General features: G+C 42.5%; 20 protein-coding genes. 6 read left to right on the top strand and 14 right to left on the bottom strand.

What is annotated here, in order from left to right; genetic code table 11:
- Positions 1-188 precede the first annotated feature (188 nt).
- The 4 genes from H6G40_RS09215 to H6G40_RS09200 all read left to right on the top strand — a co-directional run bounded on the left by H6G40_RS09215 (position 189) and on the right by H6G40_RS09200 (position 4,162).
- Positions 189-413, top strand: coding sequence for a phycobilisome linker polypeptide (locus H6G40_RS09215; RefSeq protein ID WP_002732223.1), 225 nt, complete (start codon positions 189-191; stop codon positions 411-413).
- A gap of 640 nt (positions 414-1,053) precedes the next feature.
- The gene (gene petH / locus H6G40_RS09210; protein ID WP_002734368.1) at positions 1,054-2,253 is read left to right on the top strand and encodes a ferredoxin--NADP reductase; all 1,200 of its coding nucleotides are present in this window, start codon (positions 1,054-1,056) and stop codon (positions 2,251-2,253) included.
- A gap of 98 nt (positions 2,254-2,351) precedes the next feature.
- The gene (locus tag H6G40_RS09205; RefSeq protein WP_190537565.1) at positions 2,352-3,194 is read left to right on the top strand and encodes a ChaN family lipoprotein; all 843 of its coding nucleotides are present in this window, start codon (positions 2,352-2,354) and stop codon (positions 3,192-3,194) included.
- 92 nt (positions 3,195-3,286) lie between these two features.
- The gene (locus H6G40_RS09200; protein ID WP_004158732.1) at positions 3,287-4,162 is read left to right on the top strand and encodes a 3'(2'),5'-bisphosphate nucleotidase CysQ family protein; all 876 of its coding nucleotides are present in this window, start codon (positions 3,287-3,289) and stop codon (positions 4,160-4,162) included.
- Here the strand turns inward: H6G40_RS09200 and H6G40_RS22935 are convergent.
- Positions 4,159-4,296: a hypothetical protein gene (locus H6G40_RS22935; RefSeq protein ID WP_002733871.1), complete on the bottom strand. Its 138-nt coding sequence runs from the start codon at positions 4,294-4,296 to the stop codon at positions 4,159-4,161. The genes H6G40_RS09200 and H6G40_RS22935 overlap by 4 nt on opposite strands.
- 100 nt (positions 4,297-4,396) lie before the next feature.
- Between H6G40_RS22935 and H6G40_RS09195 the strand changes: the two genes are divergently transcribed.
- Entirely contained in the window at positions 4,397-6,268 is a 1,872-nt protein-coding gene (locus H6G40_RS09195) for a GTPase family protein (RefSeq protein ID WP_069474561.1), read from the top strand.
- Positions 6,269-6,406: 138 nt separating this feature from the next.
- On the opposite strand, the gene H6G40_RS09190 is transcribed toward H6G40_RS09195, so the two are convergent.
- Positions 6,407-6,928: a hypothetical protein gene (locus H6G40_RS09190; protein ID WP_069474560.1), complete on the bottom strand. Its 522-nt coding sequence runs from the start codon at positions 6,926-6,928 to the stop codon at positions 6,407-6,409.
- A gap of 2 nt (positions 6,929-6,930) precedes the next feature.
- Positions 6,931-7,137: a ribbon-helix-helix domain-containing protein gene (locus tag H6G40_RS09185; RefSeq protein ID WP_069474559.1), complete on the bottom strand. Its 207-nt coding sequence runs from the start codon at positions 7,135-7,137 to the stop codon at positions 6,931-6,933.
- Positions 7,138-7,712: 575 nt separating this feature from the next.
- Here H6G40_RS09185 and H6G40_RS09180 point away from each other — a divergent pair.
- The gene (locus tag H6G40_RS09180; protein WP_036400102.1) at positions 7,713-7,910 is read left to right on the top strand and encodes a hypothetical protein; all 198 of its coding nucleotides are present in this window, start codon (positions 7,713-7,715) and stop codon (positions 7,908-7,910) included.
- 151 nt (positions 7,911-8,061) lie between these two features.
- Here H6G40_RS09180 and H6G40_RS09175 read toward each other — a convergent pair whose 3' ends face one another.
- From H6G40_RS09175 to H6G40_RS09125, 11 genes are all read right to left on the bottom strand, one after another.
- On the bottom strand, positions 8,062-8,265 hold the full coding sequence (locus tag H6G40_RS09175; protein WP_069474558.1) for a hypothetical protein: 204 nt from the start codon (positions 8,263-8,265) through the stop codon (positions 8,062-8,064).
- Between the two features lie 99 nt (positions 8,266-8,364).
- Complete coding sequence (locus H6G40_RS09170; RefSeq protein WP_190537563.1) at positions 8,365-9,231, bottom strand: alpha/beta fold hydrolase; 867 nt, start codon at positions 9,229-9,231, stop codon at positions 8,365-8,367.
- 57 nt (positions 9,232-9,288) lie between these two features.
- Entirely contained in the window at positions 9,289-10,110 is an 822-nt protein-coding gene (gene cysH / locus H6G40_RS09165; RefSeq protein WP_016516985.1) for a phosphoadenosine phosphosulfate reductase, read from the bottom strand.
- 475 nt (positions 10,111-10,585) lie between these two features.
- A complete protein-coding gene (locus tag H6G40_RS09160) occupies positions 10,586-11,386 on the bottom strand; it encodes a tetratricopeptide repeat protein (protein ID WP_002732506.1) in 801 nt (266 codons plus the stop codon).
- 42 nt (positions 11,387-11,428) lie between these two features.
- Positions 11,429-11,962, bottom strand: coding sequence for a 5-(carboxyamino)imidazole ribonucleotide mutase (gene purE / locus H6G40_RS09155; protein ID WP_069474555.1), 534 nt, complete (start codon positions 11,960-11,962; stop codon positions 11,429-11,431).
- A gap of 24 nt (positions 11,963-11,986) precedes the next feature.
- Positions 11,987-12,709 carry a Uma2 family endonuclease gene (locus H6G40_RS09150; protein WP_069474570.1) on the bottom strand — a complete coding sequence of 241 codons (723 nt, stop codon included), beginning with the start codon at positions 12,707-12,709 and terminating at the stop codon, positions 11,987-11,989.
- A 116-nt stretch (positions 12,710-12,825) separates the two neighbouring features.
- Positions 12,826-16,185, bottom strand: a complete 3,360-nt coding sequence (locus tag H6G40_RS09145) for a helicase-related protein (protein WP_190537562.1) — start codon at positions 16,183-16,185, stop codon at positions 12,826-12,828.
- A 17-nt stretch (positions 16,186-16,202) separates the two neighbouring features.
- The gene (locus H6G40_RS09140) at positions 16,203-16,598 is read right to left on the bottom strand and encodes a type II toxin-antitoxin system VapC family toxin (RefSeq protein ID WP_002734590.1); all 396 of its coding nucleotides are present in this window, start codon (positions 16,596-16,598) and stop codon (positions 16,203-16,205) included.
- An 11-nt stretch (positions 16,599-16,609) separates the two neighbouring features.
- Positions 16,610-16,852 carry a hypothetical protein gene (locus H6G40_RS09135; protein WP_149979770.1) on the bottom strand — a complete coding sequence of 81 codons (243 nt, stop codon included), beginning with the start codon at positions 16,850-16,852 and terminating at the stop codon, positions 16,610-16,612.
- 130 nt (positions 16,853-16,982) lie between these two features.
- Complete coding sequence (locus H6G40_RS09130) at positions 16,983-17,309, bottom strand: XisI protein (RefSeq protein WP_190537560.1); 327 nt, start codon at positions 17,307-17,309, stop codon at positions 16,983-16,985.
- A gap of 214 nt (positions 17,310-17,523) precedes the next feature.
- Positions 17,524-20,550, bottom strand: coding sequence for an Eco57I restriction-modification methylase domain-containing protein (locus H6G40_RS09125; RefSeq protein ID WP_190537558.1), 3,027 nt, complete (start codon positions 20,548-20,550; stop codon positions 17,524-17,526).
- Positions 20,551-20,636 lie beyond the last annotated feature (86 nt).

Here is a 20,636-nt window from a genome sequence, read left to right as displayed (position 1 = left end):
TTGGAGGGATCGGGGGGAAATTTCAGGGGAAAAGTACCTTAAAATAAAACCCTACACCCTACACCCTACACCCTACACCCCACACCCTGGCCCCACGAGAAACTTTTTGCCGCAAACCCTAACTAGATTGCTAGTCTCCCTGCTAGGCTAAACTAGAGAACTATAACATCAATGTAGGAGCCATTTCGATGCAAAGTCTCTCTAGTGCCAAAGAAAATCGCCTTTTTGTCTATGAAGTCGTCGGTTTGAGTCAAAATGACAATACTGATAACCTAGATTATTCTATCCGTAAGAGTGGCAGTGTCTTTTTAACCGTTCCCTATAGCCGCATGAATCAAGAAATGCGTCGGATTACCCGTTTAGGCGCTCGCATCGTCAGCATTAAACCCTTAAACGCTGCTGCGGCCGAGTAGTTCATCGGAAATTTTGGGTCTGAAACCCCGCCGTTCTGGGTTGGCTTTACGTTAGAATTAAAAGGCCAGTCTCGAAAACCAAGTGGACGGCGCAGCACCTTGAAAACTCGGCTTAGGGGGTTCCGACCAGAAAAGCTTGGCCGGGTAAAAAGTCGCGCGCAACAAGTACAAGAAGCTATAGGCGGTCAACGTACCGTGGGACACACGGAATCGGGCTTCTGAAATGGGGCGAAAGTCTGTGGACTCTGTGTAAGACAGTACATGGTTTTTTAACTGTGGTATGCGACGGTGGTGGAAGCAGAAACTTAAATCGTGAGGTTTAGGAATCGCCGCACTTTTAGGGCGGCGAGGATGTCAAAAAATAATTATTGCTAATATCTGTCCCCCGCTCTTGTCCTCATCAGGCCAACCAGGGGGATTTTTAGCATAAACGGGAAAAAGTAACATAAATCTTAATAAAAAGTAAAATGCTGCAAATGTGACAGATTTTAACCAGAGACTTAACCTATCCTATCCAAAAGGATAAAAGCGATGTCTGTGGTTTTTTTAAGATAACTCTCAATTAGGCCTAGGTGTAGTGTACCGATGGTAGGCTAAACTATGGAACGATTATCGTGACTTGAGTTGGGAGTTATATTTAATGTACAGTCCGAGTACACTAGCGGGAAACCGTTTATTTGTTTACGAAGTGGCGGGTCTCAATCAAAACGACAATACTGACAGCTTGGATTATTCAATCCGTCAGAGTGGAAGCGTGTTTTTCACGGTTCCCTACAGTCGCATGAATCAAGAAATGCGTCGGATTACCCGTTTAGGTGGTCGTATCGTCAGCATCAAACCCTTCAATGGGATTGCCCCCGTAGCAACTGTTTCTAGTGCCTCCACACCACAGCCAATCGCTCAATCATCGCCCGTCCCCGAACAGACCAAGAAAAAGGCCATGACTCAAGCGAAAGAAAAAACAGATATCCCCGTCAACATCTACCGTCCGAATCAACCCTTTATCGGCAAATGTATCGAGAATTATCCTCTCGTTGATGAGGGGGGTATCGGCATCGTACAACACGTCACCTTTGACCTTTCTGGGAGCAATTTACGCTATTTAGAAGGCCAAAGTATCGGTATTATCCCCCCGGGTACCGATGCTAATGGCAAACCTCATAAATTGAGACTCTATTCGATCGCCTCCACCCGTCATGGTGATAAATTAGACGATAAAACCGTATCCCTCTGCGTGCGTCAGTTGGAATACCAACACCCAGAAACCAAGGAAACCGTTTATGGGGTTTGTTCCACCCATCTCTGTAATGTAGGGGTGGGGGACGATGTGGCTATTACTGGTCCCGTGGGTAAGGAAATGCTGCTACCGGGTGATGAAGATGCCACTATCATTATGATGGCCACCGGGACGGGAATCGCTCCCTTCCGAGCTTTCCTCTGGCGGATGTTCAAGGAACAACACGAAGATTATAAATTCAAAGGTCTAGCTTGGTTGATTTTCGGAGTTCCCAAAACGGCCAATATTCTCTACCAAGAAGAATTAGAGAAAATCGCGGCGGAATTCCCCGATAACTTCCGTCTCACCTATGCCATCAGCCGGGAACAGCAAAATCCCCAGGGCGGCAGAATGTATATTCAACACCGGGTAGCCGAACACGCTGACGAAATCTGGAATCTACTCCAAAGTCCCAAAACCCACGCTTATATGTGCGGACTGAAAGGGATGGAAGATGGTATCGACGATGCTATCAGTGGTGCTGCTGCTAAAAATGGCGCTGATTGGTCTGTCTATCAGAAACAACTGAAAAAAGAACATCGCTGGCACGTAGAAACCTACTAAACCAGAAAGGTTCTCTGAAAATTTTTGGGGGTGGGCATTGCTCACCCTTTTTGTCTTGGCTTCGGTTAAGATCAGTTTTTTAAAAGACCTTTGAAAAGATGAAATTCTCTCGACGCTTTTTTCCCGTTTTCCTTGCCCTCTGCTTACTGTTTATTTTGCTGCCCCGGGCCTGGAGTTTTACTAATAGCCAAAAAGAAATTCTGGCCGATTTAAAAACAGCCGAGATTATTTATCTGGGAGAAAGGCACGATAGTCAAGCCGACCATCAGACCCAATTAGCTATTATCGAGTATTTACAGGCTAATAATCCCCAAATAGCGATCGCTTTCGAGATGTTTCAACGTCCTTACCAAATCTATTTGGATCAGTATTTAGCCGGCAAAATTAGCGAAAATCAGTTGAGAGAAAAAAGTGAATACGACCAACGTTGGGGATTTGATTGGGAATTTTACGCCCCGATCCTGCGCTTGGCCAAGGCGAAAAAACTACCATTGATCGCCCTAAATACACCCACGGAAATCACTAGAAAAGTGGCACGAGAGGGCTTAGAAAGCCTCTCCACCTCAGAAATGACCTACATTCCCCCTAAAAGCGAAATAAACCAGGATAACGAGGAGTACCGTCAACAGATCTTAGCCGTTTATCAGCAACACACGGGGGGCAAAAGTCAGGGATTCGATCGCTTTTTTCTGGCACAGGTCCTCTGGGATGAAACCATGGCCGATGCGATCGCTAAATTCTGGCAAGCTCATCCCCACTATCAGATCATCGTCCTAGCAGGAAAAGGTCATATTGCCTACGGTTACGGTATTCCCAGTCGAGTCCAAAGAAGATTAGGCGATCGCGTCAGCCAGCGCTCGGTTTTCTTGGGAGACGCTCCCCAATCATCACCGGAAGAAACCAAAAAACCCGCCGATTATTTTTGGCAAGGGCAAAATTAAGCCAGTCAGGAGCTAGGAAGCAAGGGATGATAAGCTAAGATGCCAGTCTTTCAATTTAGTAGATAATAGGTCTGAAAAACTGAGGCTATTTTATGATTAATTTAACCTGTCAAGATACCGAAACACTCGATCGCATTTTAGCTGTGACTCGTGCCGTGGGTTGGGGTGGTGCTAAAATTCTCCAATCCTACCACCGGGGTGAACAGGATTTAGCCGTCAACGAGGAAAAAAAAGGCGGACCGGTGACGGCGGCGGATTTAGCGGCAAATCATTATATTTTAGGGGAATTACAAACAAATTTCTCGGATATCGACTTTGGTTATCTGAGCGAGGAAACCCATCAAGGCAATGAAGCTATCCCGAAAGATTGGGTATGGATTATCGATCCTTTGGACGGAACCCGCGATTTTATCGACAAAACGGGAGAATATGCCCTACATATCGCCTTATGTTATCAGGGAAGACCGATCATCGCCGTGGTTGCCTTACCGGATCAAGAAAAACTCTATTTTGCCCAAAAAGGAAAAGGCACTTTTCTAGAAACTAGCGACGGCAATATTACACAGGTAAAAGTTGCCAATAAAGATAAAATTACCGATCTCTATCTGGTAGTTAGTCGTACCCATCGCGACCAACGTTTTGATAATCTATTAAGTCAAATACCCTTCTTCGGTAAAAATTATGTGGGCAGTGTGGGCTGTAAAATTGCCACGATCCTCGAACAAAAATCCGATGTTTATATCTCCCTATCGGGGAAATCGGCCGCTAAAGACTGGGATTTTGCCGCTCCAGAGTTGATTTTAACGGAAGCAGGCGGCAAATTCTCCTATTTTGACGGTCAACCCGTGCGCTATAATCGCGGCGATGTGCGGCAATGGGGGGGGATCATGGCCAGTAATGGCCCTTGTCATCAACAACTTTGTCAGTTGTCCACAGCAATCCTCGCCCAAATTGATGCCACTGTCTAATTTCTGACTTGAAAGAGGGTGTAGGGTGTGGGGTGTGGGGTGTAGGGAAGGAAACCTCTTTCATCTGTGGGGGTGAAAATTTTTTCATCGGGACTGACTGGAAAATAGAAGCTGAAATAACGCCAATTCGTCAATCAGAATATTTTCAGGCTTGGCGGTGCCAACTTTGGCATCAGGACTGCCCCCTAACCGACAATCAGAGATCGCTAGAATGGAAAAAAACCAGATCGAGAAATGTTACGGTTAAAAACTTGGCAAGGGTTGATTTTAGCAGTTCCGATCGCCGCCGTGGTGATTTTTCTGATCGTGGCCGCCAGTGTCCAGATCAATCAATGGGGTTTGAATTGGATTTGGGCAGTTTTTACCCTGATTTTTGTCGCTTGGCGCTTCCTGTTGGTCAAATGGACGCGCCCAGCAGTCGGGGAAATTGAAGCCGCCATCGGGGAAATTAAGGCAGAATTAACCCCTCCTGAAGGTGATTCCGGGGGCAATGTTGAGGAAATTATCGAGAGGATTATCGTCGCGGCCCGCAATGATCGCCCGGTTTGGGAAGATTGGGCGACTTTTTGGCAACGCTGTCAGGATTTGGTCAGTGCCATCGCTCATATATATTACCCCGATGTCAAGTACCCCTTATTAAATATTTACATTCCCCAGGCCTACGGTTTAATTCGGGGAACCGTGGATGATAGCGATCGCTGGATGCAGAATCTTTCCCCGGCCCTGAATCAAATCACCATCGGCCAAGCCTATCAGGCCTACGAAGTTTATCAAAAATTGCAACCCTCGGCCCAGAAACTTTGGCAGGCCTGGAATTGGGCGCAATGGGTGATCAATCCCGCTGCGGCTGTGGCTAAAGTTGCCAGTCAAAAGTACAGCGATCGAGCGGATCAGCAATTATTAGTCAATTTAGGGCAAGTTTTGCGGGAAAATGCCCTAAGAAACCTCTCTCGCCAAGCGGTGTTACTCTACAGTGGCGGCAATCTCGCCCCCACTCTCCCCACCAAGACCAAAATCGCCACCACTACTCTCAAGGAAATTCTCGCCCAAGCTGAACCGATCACGGAAATCGATCGCCAACCGGTTAACATTCTGCTGGTTGGACGCACCGGGGCCGGCAAAAGCAGTTTAATCAATACTCTCTTTCGGGCCGATTTAGCCCAAGTGGATCTCTTGCCCAGTACCGACGCGATCCAATCCTACCATTGGCAAACCCCAGAAGGGGACGAGTTAATCCTCTGGGATACTCCGGGCTATGAACAGGCAAATCGGGCTGATGATCGGCAAAAGGTTCTTAATTATGCCGAAAACGCCGATTTATTGATTCTGGTAACTCCCGCCCTCGATCCCGCCCTAGCCATGGATGAGGCTTTTCTTAAAGATTTGCAACAAACTATTGACAATTTACCAGTTATAGTGTGTGTTTCTCAAGTTGATCGCCTGCGTCCGGTGCGAGAGTGGCAACCTCCCTATAATTGGCTGACGGGAGAAAGTCCCAAAGAAGTCAATATCCGCGAATGCTTGCAGTATCGGGCGGAATTATTCGAGGATCTTTGCGATCGCATTTTGCCGATGGTCAGTCAACAGCCGGATAGAGAAGCTTGGGGGGATGAGGAGTTATCAATCGCTTTACTGGGGGCAATTTCACCCGCAAAACAGTTGCGTTTGGCCCGTTTTTTAGCGGATTTAGAAACTCGAACCTTGGCAGCGGCGAAAATAATCGATCGCTATACTTTACAGATGGCCACGGGGCAAGGTTTAACGGCCCTATTAAAAAGTCCTATTCTAGGTTTTATCTCCACTTTAGCCACGGGAAGACCGACCTTAGCCTATCTTTTAGCTGAACAAATTCCTGTGGAACAATTACCAGTAGCGATCGGTAAATTACAGATGGCCTACGAGCTTTCTTCTCTCTTGAATACGGAGAATAAAAGTTTTGATTTATTGGCACTTTGGCCAATACTATTAGAAAATTCTAGCACTGCCGACAGGGAAGCTTGGGCCTGGGGTCATGCTCTGGTAGAATATTGGACAAAGGACTTATCGATCGAACAGTTCCGTTCAAGTTATCAGGGGTATTTAGAAACGACAAAAACAGGCCTGTAGCCAGATTAATTAAGCTAAAACTTTATTCCACTTTAAAAGTATAGGAGAGTGGGGAGGAGAGGTTTCTGATGTTGAGATTTCTGGCCCTTGTACTAAAATTACCAATGGGAGAGATTTTTTCGTGTTTTTTTGAAAGTTCTATTCATTTTTTTCATTTTCAGAGTTTTCATCGTTAGTTTTCGACGAACTACCCAAACCACTAAAATAAAAGGCGGTGACTGCTGTAGCTATTGGCCCTAAAAAAGTATAAATTGTCTTAGAAGAATCATTAATTAGGGTTGCCGCTTTATCCACTCTACTTTGTACTTCTTGTTCTTCGATAGCTTTCAAATTTATATTTAAATTAAAAATTCCAAGAGAAGCAAAAGAAATGAAAAAAATAGAAACAATTTGTGAAAAAGCAGTGAATAACAATCCCAACCAAAGCCACCTTGCTAAGGAACCAGCTACTTTAGTATTAAAATTATGTCTTTGGTCTGAGGGTGATATAGCTGTAGCTGGTTTACCAAATCCAGATACTTCATTGTCTAAATGATAACCATCCTGATTCTTCTTTAGGTTATGACGCACAGAGTTCCTTTCAGTTGGAAGAGCCAAAGAAGCGCTGGGATCTTTTGGATTGTTAACTTCCCCTGTCTCATTTTTTGAATCACTGGTCATAACTAAACAATTAGTAGTGGTCTCTGTTCATTACCTTTTTGAAGTATTAATTGAGTATCTTCTTCCGTCTCAGTTTTAGCATATAAAGCCATGAGTTTTAATCCTTTACGAATGACTTCAGACTCTGTTAAGCCTAGGTCCTTAGCTATTTCTTTAAGATATTCAGAGTCCTTTTGACTAAGATTTACTCGAAATTGTCTGGTGGCCATTTTTTTTTGTTAATTTAGTGAATGGATTGTATCGATTCACTGATAACTGATCACTAAGGTCGAGAAGAGCCATTTTTACCATTGAGGGCTATAGTAGGGTCAATTCATGAATTGACCCTACAGTCTGATTTAAGGGTTGTCATCGTCCTTTCTTATAGATGTCCATAATAGTCTGCCTTTAGAAACTTAGCATCCTAACTACAGTATCCTATCTTACCCTAATTACACCAGATATGTCAAGCAATTACACCAGATATGTCAAGCAATCGCACCAGATATGTCAAATCAACATAAACGAGTCCTGACGGTACTTAATGGGTGCAATAGGTCAAATACCATCGACTTATCGACTTATTTACTATTAAAAGGCTATTTTTCGCAAATTTTAACCAAAATAATCTTAGGTTTTATTCATGATTAGGTACAACAGGGGGTATAATAGGGTATTTAGTAGGTGGTATTATATATACATATATGCAAGACCTAGCAATGGGTATATTGTGGGGTTTAATAGATACCACAGTGCTGAGTTCCTATGGTATGATAGTTCCATCAACTTTTAGATAGATAAAAGTATGGCAGACACAACTAAACAAGTGAGTATGCTAGAATTGGAGTTAGAAGATGATCTAATCAGACAAATTGAAGATGTAGCTGATTCTGGTTGTTTTTCAAAAGATGAATTATTACAAAGTATTTTAGAAGCATGGAGACATCATCAAGCCTATATACATAGACTTGAAAATATGGTTCAAATAATCAATATTAAGTAATTCGATTTGAGGATAACGTGGAATGATTACTATCAAATAATCACCTGCTTATTGTTTTGAGCTAACAAAAAATTTTATCACTATTTTCTTGAACAACAGTCTATTAAACTTTCATAACAAGTAACCCTGAGACAATTATCAGTTTTAGCAATTATTGAGATGTTAATTTGTTGTAAGCAGAAATAATCGCCGCATTTTCCCAATCATCATCAAAAGGAAGTGCATCGGGATCTGACAAAGCATTAGCCTCGATTTCTAGATCGCTCATCGATTTAACTCGCTCCCAATCGGTTAAATTATTAATATCTGGGGGATTATTTGTTATATTTATCCTTCCTAAAGCTGGTATTTCCATAGGTGGTGGCCAGTGCAGAACTACAGTGATATACTAAGGATAACTTGATCAATACTTTCTAGGGAGATTTTGCTATCAATTCCCAGAAAGTATCGGGTTTTAGGTTTTGCGTCCGAGAAAATTAATAATCTGGGGACTAATTTCTTTTGACCAATGTTCTTGGGGATAGTGTTTTGCTTCCGCGAGGGAGATTAATTCCACTCCTGATTTAGTAGCTAATTTTTCGACAGTGACAGAAGATAACCAAGGATCCGCCATTCCCCAGACAAAAAGGATAGGTTTTTCAAAGTTCTCTAAACCTGTCTCAATTTCTGCCATAGTTTTCGATAGGTTTAAATTGCGAATCGTGGCCAGTAAAGCGCGACCCACTGCCGAAGTTTTTAGATAAGGTTGACGGAAAATAGCCAGATCTGCATCACTAATCACAAAACCGCTACCAGTTTCTAAAGTACGATCGACTAATAAGGGGTCTTGAGTCGCCATATCTCCGAGGAAAGGTAGTCCCCATTGTTTCATTATCCAGGGTAATTTGACATCACTGGAGAGGGGAGTATTTAAAACGATCAAGCACTCAATTTTATCGGGATTTTCTAGGGCGTATTGTAACCCGACGGAGGCTAAAAAACCCTGGACAATGAGGGAGATTTTCGGCAATTGGAGAGCTTGAATAAAATCGGCCAAGGCTTGACAAAAAGCGCTAGGTGTGTAGGCGAAATCTCTGGCATCGGGTTTAGCGGATAAACCGGAACCGATCCAATCGGGGGCAATGGCATTAATGTTATATTCTTCTAAACTGGTCAATAATTCCCGCCAAATATAGCCATGGGCGGGTAAACCATGGAGTAGGATCACGGGGGTTGTGTCCGGTTGTTGAGCGGGGTTAACCTGTCGATAAAACCACTTGAGAGGGCCGACTTCGAGAAAACTTTCTAAAATAGCCATGGTTAATGGGGGATTAATAATCATTAACCATTGTCTAACGTCTAGGAACCGATCGCACCGGCAAATTTTCCACCCCGGCAGTTATAGGGAGCTTGCGTCGAGACTTTGTGCTTCTCCGGGGGTTAAGGGTAAATGAAGACCGCATTCTTGTTTTAAACCCTTGAAACGGGTGTCTCGTTCGTTGCTATCATCGGCGGTTAAAGGCCGACTGGAGTGCCAATCGCCGACGGAGACATAACCTAGATCAAAATAGGGATGGTAGGGAAGATCGTATTTAGTCAGATAGTCGTAGATGGTTTTGGCATTCCAGTCAAGTATCGGTAATATTTTGTAACGTTCGCCCTGTTGATTGACCCATTGGAGAGTTTTGCGGTGGTCGGTTTGGTCGCGACGTAAACCTGCTAACCAAGCGGTGGCCTTTAATTCCTTCAGGGCCCGTTGCATCGGCTCCACCTTGCGGATTTTGTCGTAGAGATTGAGGGAGTCGAGATCGTTATTTGACCACAGTTTACCGTGGATTGCTTCCATGCGGGCGGGACTGAGGGGAGATTGATAAACTTTCAGGTTTAAATGGAGGCGTTGGCTTAAGTCTTCGGCAAATTGATAGGTTTCTGGGGGAAGATAGCCGGTATCGATCCAAATGATGGGAATATCGGGGATAATTGCGGTGACGAGGTGCAACATCACCGCCGCTTGAATGCCGAAACTGGTACTCATCACCAAACCTTCCCCAAAGGTGGCCGCAGCCCAAGCGACGATTTCTGCGGCGTTAGCGGAGTCAAAACGTTGATTAATTCTGGCGAGGTCGAGGGATAGAGGGGAGGAAAAAGACCGGTCGGCAGTGGCGATGAAGGCGGTTTCTAGGGCCTGTGGATGAGAATTAAGCAAGTGTAAATCTGGCATTCTGGCTAAGATTTAAGGTGTACAGTAGCGGCGGATACTGATAGAGTCCAATCTATCCCTGTAATTGGATTATAGCATTGGGCCATCGGCCCGTTCTAGCTATTCCTTTTCCTTTCCAGAGCCTGGTTATTCGATCGAGGATAATGGAACTATCAGGCCTCAATTGTATTTTAGTCGCTGATTTCAGGATAATTGGACTCTCAGCCCCGCTACTGCTAGAAAAGTTACTATTTAGGGTCTGCTGAAAAAGTTTTTCGTGGGGACAGGGTGTGGGGTGTGGGGTGTGGGGTATGGGGTGTAGGGTGTAGGGTTTTACCGATTTTGAGGGGGTCAATTACCTAATTTTCAGGGAAAAAGTCCCTGAATTTTCCCCCCGATCACTCCCATATTTGCTACTTTTTGATTGACAAAAAGTCTAAAAGTCTTAGCCAACAAGGTTTTTAGATTTATTCAGCCAACCATATTTAGTAATTCTTTACTTTAAGTTAAGAAACTTATCTAAGGCTAGAACCATATTCGGCGGCCAACGGCGCACGCTTTTTACCCAATCGAGGTCTTGATAGCGGGTATCCATGCCGACGGCGGCTACCCAATTGCTTTCCGCTTCTCCCTGTTGTCCTTGGGTCCATAAAACGGCGCTTAAGGCGGCTCTGACATCGGGGAACATGGGGTATTTGCGGGCAATATTCCGCATTTTTTGGACTGCTTCGGGATATCTGCCCAATTCGTACAGGGCCAGGGCCAGATTAGCTTGCGCCCAGGCAAAATTCGGGGCTAGTTGAGTGGCTTGGCGATAGTCTTTGACGGCGGCTTCCCAGTCCCCTAAACCGCCCTCAGCGTTGCCGCGATTGTTATAGGCAAAGGCATCATTGGGATCTAGTTCTAAAACTTTATTATAATCGGCGATCGCTTCTTGATATTTGCCTTCTCCCTCTAAAGCGGTGCCGCGATTGAGGTAGGGATCGGGGGCATCGGGGGCAATGGCGATCGCTTGGTTGAAATCAGCGATCGCATCCTCTAATTTATTGAGACTAACTCTGGCATTGCCGCGATTACTCCAGACGGCGGGGTTAGTGGGGAATTTGGCGACTAATTCGGTCCAATAGCTTTCGGCCTGGGCGTAATCGCCTTTTTCTGTGGCTTCTAGGGCTTTTTCGGCGATAACTTCCCCTTCTCTAATCTGTTCTTCGCTAATAGTCGGGCTATCGGCATAAGCCGCTATGGGTAGGGCAAAAAAGAGCAATAGACTCAATACACAAGCGGTGATCCAACGCATAATTACTTCATAATTTGTTACTTAATCTTTTCTCAATCTACCCTACTTAGGTGAACTCTGCCCTAGATAGTCTTGATAGCCTAGTCGTTGAAGATTGCTTTGTTTTTCGAGGACGGAATCGGTGAGGGATTGACGATAGGCGATAACTTGCTCTAAAAGATCAGTATTACCAGTGGCGAGAATTTGAACCGCTAAAAGTCCGGCATTTTTGGCATTACCGATCGCCACCGTGGCCACGGGAATGCCTGCGGGCATCTGTACAATTGAATAGAGAGAGTCTAACCCTTGTAAAGTGCGCGTGACTACGGGAACTCCAATCACGGGTAAGGGGGTTAAAGATGCCACCATCCCGGGTAAATGGGCAGCACCACCCGCTCCAGCGATAATCACTTTTATTCCCCTCTTATGAGCGTTTTTGCCGTATTCAAACATTTTTTCGGGGGTACGATGGGCTGAGACGATGGCGACTTCGTGGCTAATCTGAAAAATCTCTAAAACTGCGATCGCTTCTTTCATGGTGGGTAAGTCGGAATCACTGCCCATAATTACACCCACTAGGGGCGCTGCTGTCACCATAGTTACTAGAAAATAATATTTCCCCTAAATTGTATCGGGATCAATGCCTAATTCTCGCAATTTTTGTGCCAATTTTTCCTTAGCTTGTCGTTCCCTTTCTTTCTCTAAAAGAGCCTGCTCTTTTTCTAAAATAGCCTGTTCTTTTGCCTGTCGTTGCTGTAACTCAGCTTCTTGAGGAGTGGGGACTAATTGACCATTGGCGGTAAAATAACGCAGTTTCCGGTCAAATATCCCTAAATATAATCCTAACTGTTCACTCCACAGATAACCCTGTTCATTGGGAGAAATGGCTTGATATTGTCCCCCAATTAGTCTAAATCCTTGCAATTCTAAAGTATTAGGATCGAACCAAAAATAATTAGGAGTGCGAAAGGTATTCTGATAGAGAATTTTCTTGTTATTGCGGTCAATATTGGCCGTAGAATCGGAGAGAATCTCGACAATTACATCCGGATATTTACCCTGTTCTCTCCAAACCACCCAACTTTTGCGGGGACGCTTTTCGGTATCTAAAACCACAAAAAAATCGGGACCCCAGAAATCACGTTTTTTTAGTTGTTCTTCGTTGTAGTAGATGGTTAGATTTCCCGAAGCGTAGTAATCACTCCTCTCGCGCCATAATAATTCTAGACAACTAAGGAGAATGATGATCTGTTGCAGGTGTAGATCACTTTCCAAGGGTGGTTCATCACTCCATAAATCTGTGGGGAGATAGGTGACATCTGGGATCATGTCTAGGGCTGTCATGACTTTTCCCGGTATTTTAGGATTGATTAATTGTAGCTTTTTCTCACAATTGCAGAGATAAGGCGGGCGGGATTTTAACCAATAACTTAATTCTATACCTTGACCGATCGCCGTTTCTAAACTAAAGCCTGACTGCAAATAATGATGGGAATTGGTTGCTCCTCACCTTGCAAGCGACGGCGATCTAACCAGTCCCGCATCTCATGTTGGCTGTATAATTTCTTCAGTTCGCTAAACAAAGCTTCTCCTGTCAGGCTACGGCGCTTAATCAGGTTTAACTCGCGCTTCAGTACAGTGGTAATCGGTTGGCGAAAGGCCTGTTCTAATAGGTTAACCTGCTTACGGATTTCTTCATCCTGAGTGGTTTTAAACAGCAGTCCCAATTCTCGCAAGATGTAGCGCTGTGCTTGAGTCAGAGAACGGCTGTACTCCCGTTCCGATTGGCGGTGCTGGACTTCTTGGGCAAATTTAATCTTGACTTGCATGACTGCTTGGTTGTAATTTTTGGGCAGCGGCAGTGCTGCTTCTTCTGGGTTAGTTTTGAGCATTCCTAAAATGCGGGCAGTATCTTTTGATATGATCTCTCCCTGTTCATCGAGCCAATATAATTGCTGGTAGCCCTTCCAATCTTTGCGGTTAGGGTAAGAAGCTTCACAGAAGACAATTATGCCCTTATTGAGAGAAAAGCGAGCCGTTCGGATGCCATGAGGCAGGTTAGCTATCCGTTCGTATTCAGCCGGATTTTCTCGCTGGAGTTGTCTGAGAATTTCTTCGGCTTCATTGAGGTCGAGAAATTCTCCCTCATCTTCAAACAAACTTAATTGATGGCTGCTACTTTTTTCATAAATCGCATACATAGCCTCTTCGTTAAGCTGTTCCGTTGGGTCAAGAATTGCCGCATCCTCGCCGATGGTTTCATGAATTTCTTGAATGCGGTTTTTGAGTTTTTGCCGTAATCCTAGATTCCGCTCCAATCCCGTCTCTGGGAGAAAATTAAAGCCGTAAACCACATCATTCTCGCTGCCAATCCGATCAATCCGACCAAACCTTTGAATAAGTCGGACGGGATTCCAATGCAGGTCATAATTAATAATCAGGTTGCCATCTTGTAGGTTTAAACCTTCGGCTAAAACATCGGTAGCAATTAAAGTTTTGATTTCCGACTCTCCCGGGGTCAATTTATAGTATTTGTTGGCTTTGGGGGCAAATCTTCCCACTACCCGCGCCTTATCTTTATCGCCACTGTAGATGACTTCTAGATCGTCTCGATCGCCGTTAGGATTGAGGTTTTGATATAAGTAAGAGGCGGTATCAGCATACTGAGTAAAGATGAGGCACTTGCTATCTTGCAGCGGGGGTTTATTCAACCAGCTTTTAAGGGTTTGTAATTTCGCATCTTTGTCTGGAGTAATTGGCTCAACTAAGTGCAAAATTTTCTCTAGCAATTGGATGTCATGCTCAAGATGTTTCTGTAATATTGTGGCATCAAAATCAGCTATATCATACTTCCCAGATGCCTGACTCAAGGCATCGATAATGTCTTGTTCTTCCCCATTGTTTGGCTCATAGAGAATTGCCTGAGCTTCTTCTCCGGCGGGGATAATTCCTTGGCGTAAAGCTTCTCGAAAGCGTTGATGGACTTGCAGTAATTTCTTAACAGTTTGTTGGAAGGCATAAACGCTAGATTCAAAGCGTTTGAATAACAGAACTCGCATCAGTCCTCTTAGATTTGCTCCCCCAGTTTGTAAACTGAGTAATGGTTCTTGTTTGCGCTTATTTGGTAATACATAATTTCCCAAAACATAACGAGCATAGCAAAGTTCATTTTTACGAGGGTTAGCTGGTTGCTGTTGGCGAGATTTCCCTAAATATTGGCGCAGTTCTTGGTAAAGTCCTTGATAGGTATCTTCAATACTATATTCAATGGTTTGTAGTTCTCTTTTGGGAAAAAACTGATGCTTACCACCCACAATAACGTAAGCGCGTTGATTTCCGTTTAAATAATCCTTGAAATTGTCTGCATCTACGGGTTTATGAGTCTTGGCATCAAAGCCGTACCAGCGTAAAATGTGGTTGCGGGTGCGCCGGATCAAGATGTTAGATAACAAGTCAGGTAACTGTTTTTCTCCTTTCTCTACTAATCGAAAATACTCTTTTAGATCGGGCGGATCTATGGGAAAATCTGTCTTATCATCTTGATGAAAAAGCTTAATCTGATGGTAAATATCCCAAGCACTTTTATTGCGAGGAGTTGCTGTCAGGAAACAGCATTGTCTCCCGGCTGCCAAAAAGGCTTCGACGATTTTATATCTTTGGGTTGCGGCATTCCGCAGGTTATGACTTTCATCAATTAAGATAAAATCTCGATCTTTGTATTTAAAATCTTCTAATAAAACTCTGATGCCACTGGTTTCATCTTCCCGCAGCAATCCCATCGATAAAACGCGGGCGTTAAGTTGATAAATTTCGTTGTAGCGTTCCCACATTTCCACCAGTGGCGCTGGACAAATAATTAAGGGGCGGGCTTTTTCTACTTGTTCAAAGCGTTTGACAATGGCAGCACCAATGAAGCTTTTTCCTAGTCCTACCACATCGGAAACGAAACAACCCCCATACTCGCGGATGAGTTTAACTGCTTGGTTAACTGCTACTTTTTGAAAGTCTGCTAGTTTCTCGGTAATTTCGTTATCTATCATCATTTCGCTGGCAGTTTCTTCTGTCAATCGATCGCGCACGAGCATATAGAGAGTTTTCATATAGATGTCGTAGGGACGTACTGGCATCATCGCCCAAGACTGTTTTAAAGACTGCATCAGTGTTTCATCAAATTCTGTTGCTTCCTGCCAAAGTTGGTTAAACCATTCTGTTAAACTGGCATGATTTTCATTACCGTGAACGATAACATTAAGTTCGGTATTGTGGGAAATTCCTGATAAAGTAAGGTTAGAAGAACCAACGATAGCAAGGCCTTTTTCTTGACGTTCCAAAGGTTGTCCCTGCTGGTTATAAATTGTCCCGTAGTCGAAGATATAGGCTTTAGCATGGAGTCGCCCTTGAGTATAAACTCGCACCTGAAGGCGTTTTTCTTCAATCATTTGAACCAGATTTTTTACTAAGGTTTCTGCTTCATCTGTTTGGTCCATTAGTTCGACGCTGGAACGAATATTGTCGGCGGTTTCTGTTGCCATCTGCTTGCGTTCTGTCCGTTTGGGGTATTCTTGTGCTTCCAGATGGTTTTTAATTAGTTCTAAGCGGCGGTAGCCTTCTGCTAGTTGTTCGATGGTTTCCCTGCTGCTGGTGTTGCCAATCAGGAGGCGCATTTGTTGGATGGTGGCGAGACGAGTTGCGATCGCAGTAAAGCCGGAGAGGAAGAAGTAACCGACGGCAAAATGAGCGGCTTCTGAAGAGTGAAGAATTTGGTTGATGTTATCGACTAATTTTTGCTGGCGATTGTCGATGATGTCGTGGGTAGGCATAGTTCAATTTTTTAATTTTAGGGCTGTAACCAGTTTTCTATTACTAGATTAGAAATATTTTCAAAATGACGAGTATTATCGGTTACTAAAATATCCTGCCGAGAACGAGCAACGCTTGCGATTAAAGCATCTAACTGTCCTGTTGGTTTGCCAATTTTTCTAAGTTCAGATTGAATTTTGCCAAATTCGATTGCAGCTTGTTCATCAAAAGCTATTATCGGTAACTGGTTGGCAAATCTGGTTAATGTATCTAAGTTACGTTCTAACTGAGTTGAGCAATAAACTCCTTTATATAGTTCCCCTAAGACTAAAGTGGACAGGTAAGATTCCTGATACTTAAGTCTAAAATGTGAAACGACCGTCAGATTCCCTTTGAGAATGGCAATACAGATGTTAGTATCCAGTAAATACATGAATTTTCGGCTTAATCATCGAATTTAATTTCCACACCTAGATCGGCATGGCGCTCTCGGTCAATTTCAGAAAATATATCATCGAGTTCTGGTTGATTTTTCCAGACTCCGATTGAGGTTTCAATTTGTTCCCATGATACTTTTTTAGAAATTAAATTATCGGGGATTTCTAGAGAAATTTTTACGCCATTAGGAAGAGATAAATCCTCTAATAGCTCAATAGTATTGCCTTTGATAATTCCTTGTATTTTCATAGTAGTTTAGGATAAAGCTTGCTCAACTAAGACGGCAGTTTCACGATCTAGAATAGAGAGAGGTTTCTGAATTAATTCAATCGGTAATTATAATGCTTGATAAGTTGTTTTTTCCATATTATTTTTACTCCTAATTAATGGCATATTCTGTGAATTTTCGTTTAAATGGAGAGTGAAATCCGATGACAATATCTGTTTTAGGAATTCCTAGTTCAACTAACTTTTCAGCCACCGAAATTTCTGTGTTGTTCTGTTGAATATAAACTTTGTTGTTAATAATATCTAAATGTAAAAGACATCCATAAATCCAATGATTATTATGCCAACCAACTTGTACTAATAAATAATGTTTTCTCAGATCGTCAAAGATTATTTCTAGGGAAATTTCACTAGACTGCTGAATTTTAGCTTGTTCTTCAATGAGGGATTTAACTAATTCACTGTAGTTGATTACCATTCTACGATCTCCTCTCTGTGATATCCCTAGCTGGCATATCCTGATTTTAGCAGGTTTTCCTAATTTTAGCATCTTGTAACAATCTTAAGGTTCACAATCCATACAATGCCGCTACTCTCTCATCTGACGACTGGTTTATTTACCTCTATTTTAACAGATTCGCTGTGATGATTTCAGAAACCCGACTTCTTAAAGAATTCGGGTATCTAACCCTTTACAATCCATACAATGCCGCTACTCTCTCATCTATCTCTTTCTCCCATTCTTCACAGTTAACTCCTTTGGCATCTAAGCATTTTTGTACTAATTTAATGATGGGTTCTTTTTCAGATTCAGAAGCGAGAGGGATGGGGATTTTGGCTACATATTGACGTTTTAGCCGTATTCTTCCGCGTTTCTGTGCATCTCCTAATACTGCTGCCTTTTGTTGAAGATAATTCCAAACAGATTTGGAGTTTAATAAACCTAATAAATATAAATCATTAACAGGAATGATAAGTGCGGTCATATCAACATAAGCACCGGTTGAATCAAGAGTAAATCTAGGTTCTAAAGAAATATCAGGGAAAATTATTTTATTTTGTTCAAAAGCTGAATAATACGCACAAGCTCTTAATTCCCACCAATAGTTTCCTTGATCACTGCGTTGTTTTAGATTCTCTTCCCATTGTTTTAGATAATTTAAAATAGCTGGATATTCATAAATATTAATTCCTATTTTTGTTGCGATTAGATATTTATTTTGGTACTTGATATACCATTTACAAACATCCTTACCTACTATCAGAGGTTTAATTACTTCTTGACTTCTATAGTCCAATTTTAACAATTGTTCTTTCTGAGATTCGTCAATCCAAAAAGCTTGATTAAATCCAGTTTTTAAGCCAACATATATTTTGGTATTAATATAATTTTCTAAAGTAATTCCCACTTTTTCCATTTTTTGCAAAATGTCAGCATTGTTACTATCTGTGAGCAACCAATTTGCTCCCTTAATCGCATCTTTTGGTAAATTCTGTCCAGTCTTTTTAATAATAGCTAAGACATCCGGATAAGGTTCTTCTAAGGATTTAACTTGAGTAAAAATCGGTAAATTACTAATTTTACTACTCTTTTGAGAGATAAAAATCATTGGGAAAGTGGCTGCGGTTGCAAAAACTGGCAATTCACCAAAATCGGTAATACTTTTTACCTGACAAGTATCAGCGATATGCTGTCTTAACTTCTCCCCATACTTTGCCCGAAACCACTTATTAGAAGAAATAAAAGCTAACATTCCCCCAGTTTTAAGTAATTGTAAAGCTCTCGCATAAAAGAAACAATATAAATCCGATGTTCCTGTATAAACGCCAGGGTAAACCTGCTTTAAAGTTGGTTTTAAATCCTTAATCAATTCCTGTCTCACATAGGGGGGATTTGCTACCTGAATATCAAAACCTCCCTCCGCTAATACCTCGGCAAACTCCACCACCCAATCAAACCCTTTTGAGATAGCTTCCTTATCACTCGCAATCACAGAAGCACTGCCATGAGTTAATAAAGCAATCTGTTTCTTAACCTCATTAATCTCCTGTTCAAGACTTTGTTTATCACTGCCTAAATGCGCTCTTAAATACTTCGCTTTAGCTTCCCTAAACCGATGGATAAACTCCTCGCGCACCATCCCAGAACCTTGGGGATTAGGAGCAGTTAGACTATCTCCTGTTTCGATTTTAAACTTCAAATTGGGTAGCGGTGGCGGATTGTCTCCCTCATATTCAACCGCTAAGGAAAGCCATAACCTTAAGCGAGCAATATTAACCGCAAAAGGATCGATATCAACTCCATAGATATTGGTTTCAATAATCTCTAACTTGCGCTGATAAACCGTTTTATAATCAATGCCTTTAGTAGCAAATAAACACTGACGCAAATCTAATAACTCATGCAACATTCCCAATAAATAAGCTCCACTTCCACAGGCAGGATCACAGACTTTGACCTGTTTTAAGGTTTCTAAAACTGCCTCTGGATTCTTTAAATTAATAGCATTATATTCGTCAACAAAAAGCTCAATCGCTTCTTTATTTTCAGAAGTTAATTTACTGCTTAAATATCCCTTCAAAGCCTCCCGACACATAAAAGAAACTATCGGTTTAGGTGTGTAATAACTGCCTGATTCATGTCTCCCCGTGACTAATTCCTCAAACACTTTTCCCAACATTTCTGGGTCCACTGCTACCTCCACATCAAGGGGTGTACTCTCAGTTACAGTGAAATTAAAATTACTAAAAAGGCCCTGTAAGATAACATCGATCGCCTGATCGGGTACTATTATATTAGGATTGCGGTCATCCTCATCCTGTTCAAATAATCCCCCATTAAGATAGGGAACTGTGCCGATTATTTGCCGAAGAAAACCACCGTTATTGATACCAATAATATCCGTTTGTTGGGGATTATTCAGTCCCGTAAAAAACAGATGAGTCAAGCGATTATAATAAAAGTTTTTGTCCGAGGTGCTGTTATCATTCTGATAATCCTGCCATAAGGTTTCTAGATAGTCTGTTTGTTCGTTAAACTTCAGCCAACCTTTTTTCTGGATAAAAACAATAAACATCAGGCGATTAAACAGCTTCTGAGTAAATAGTCTTCTCTGGTCAGCATTAGGGATAGTTTTAGTAATTAATTGCTCAACTTTTTCAAAGACCGAGCGATACTGTTCAAAAAATTTCTTAGTAACTTTCTCAACATCAAAAGCTTCATCATGACGTTCCTGAATCGCTAAAGGAGACTCGGAACTAATATTATCTAAATCCAGTAAACTTAGGCGTTCTGTGGCGGTTCGTAACTGTTCCCCCGGACCCACTGTAATTCGCCGCAAGACTTGCCGTTTTTCTTGTTTGACATCATATTTAACATTGATAAAATGCCACCGTTCTTGGTGGAAATCAGAGAAAACAAAGAGAGTGTAGGGATGGTTTTTTAGCAGTTGAGTAACGACAAGACGCTCTAAATTGAGCAGCAGTTGCTTAGAGTTGAGACGAGCATAAATAACCTGAAAATCTTCCCCCCCAGAAGCTAATAAAATTGGATCTTCTGCTAATGCTTCTACTGCTTTATCTGGCCAATTGCGTCGGGACAGGGTTTGATTTTCTCGCTCGTAATTTAACTCAGACCAGAATAATTTTTTGAGCGCATCTAATCCTCTCAGGGATGAAAGAAGGTCATAAACTGACTGCCGAAGTTCAATATCACTCATAAGTTTTCTCACGACCTCTCATTTAGGTTTACTTTCTCTAGGTAGCTGATTATAAATCCCCCCTTGATCCCCCCTTAATCCCCCCT

This window comes from Microcystis viridis FACHB-1342, from assembly GCF_014698335.1.
In the GTDB taxonomy this organism is placed as follows: domain Bacteria; phylum Cyanobacteriota; class Cyanobacteriia; order Cyanobacteriales; family Microcystaceae; genus Microcystis; species Microcystis ichthyoblabe_A.
Note: the sequence above shows the minus strand (reverse complement) of the source record. Positions and strands in the feature narration are given on the sequence as shown.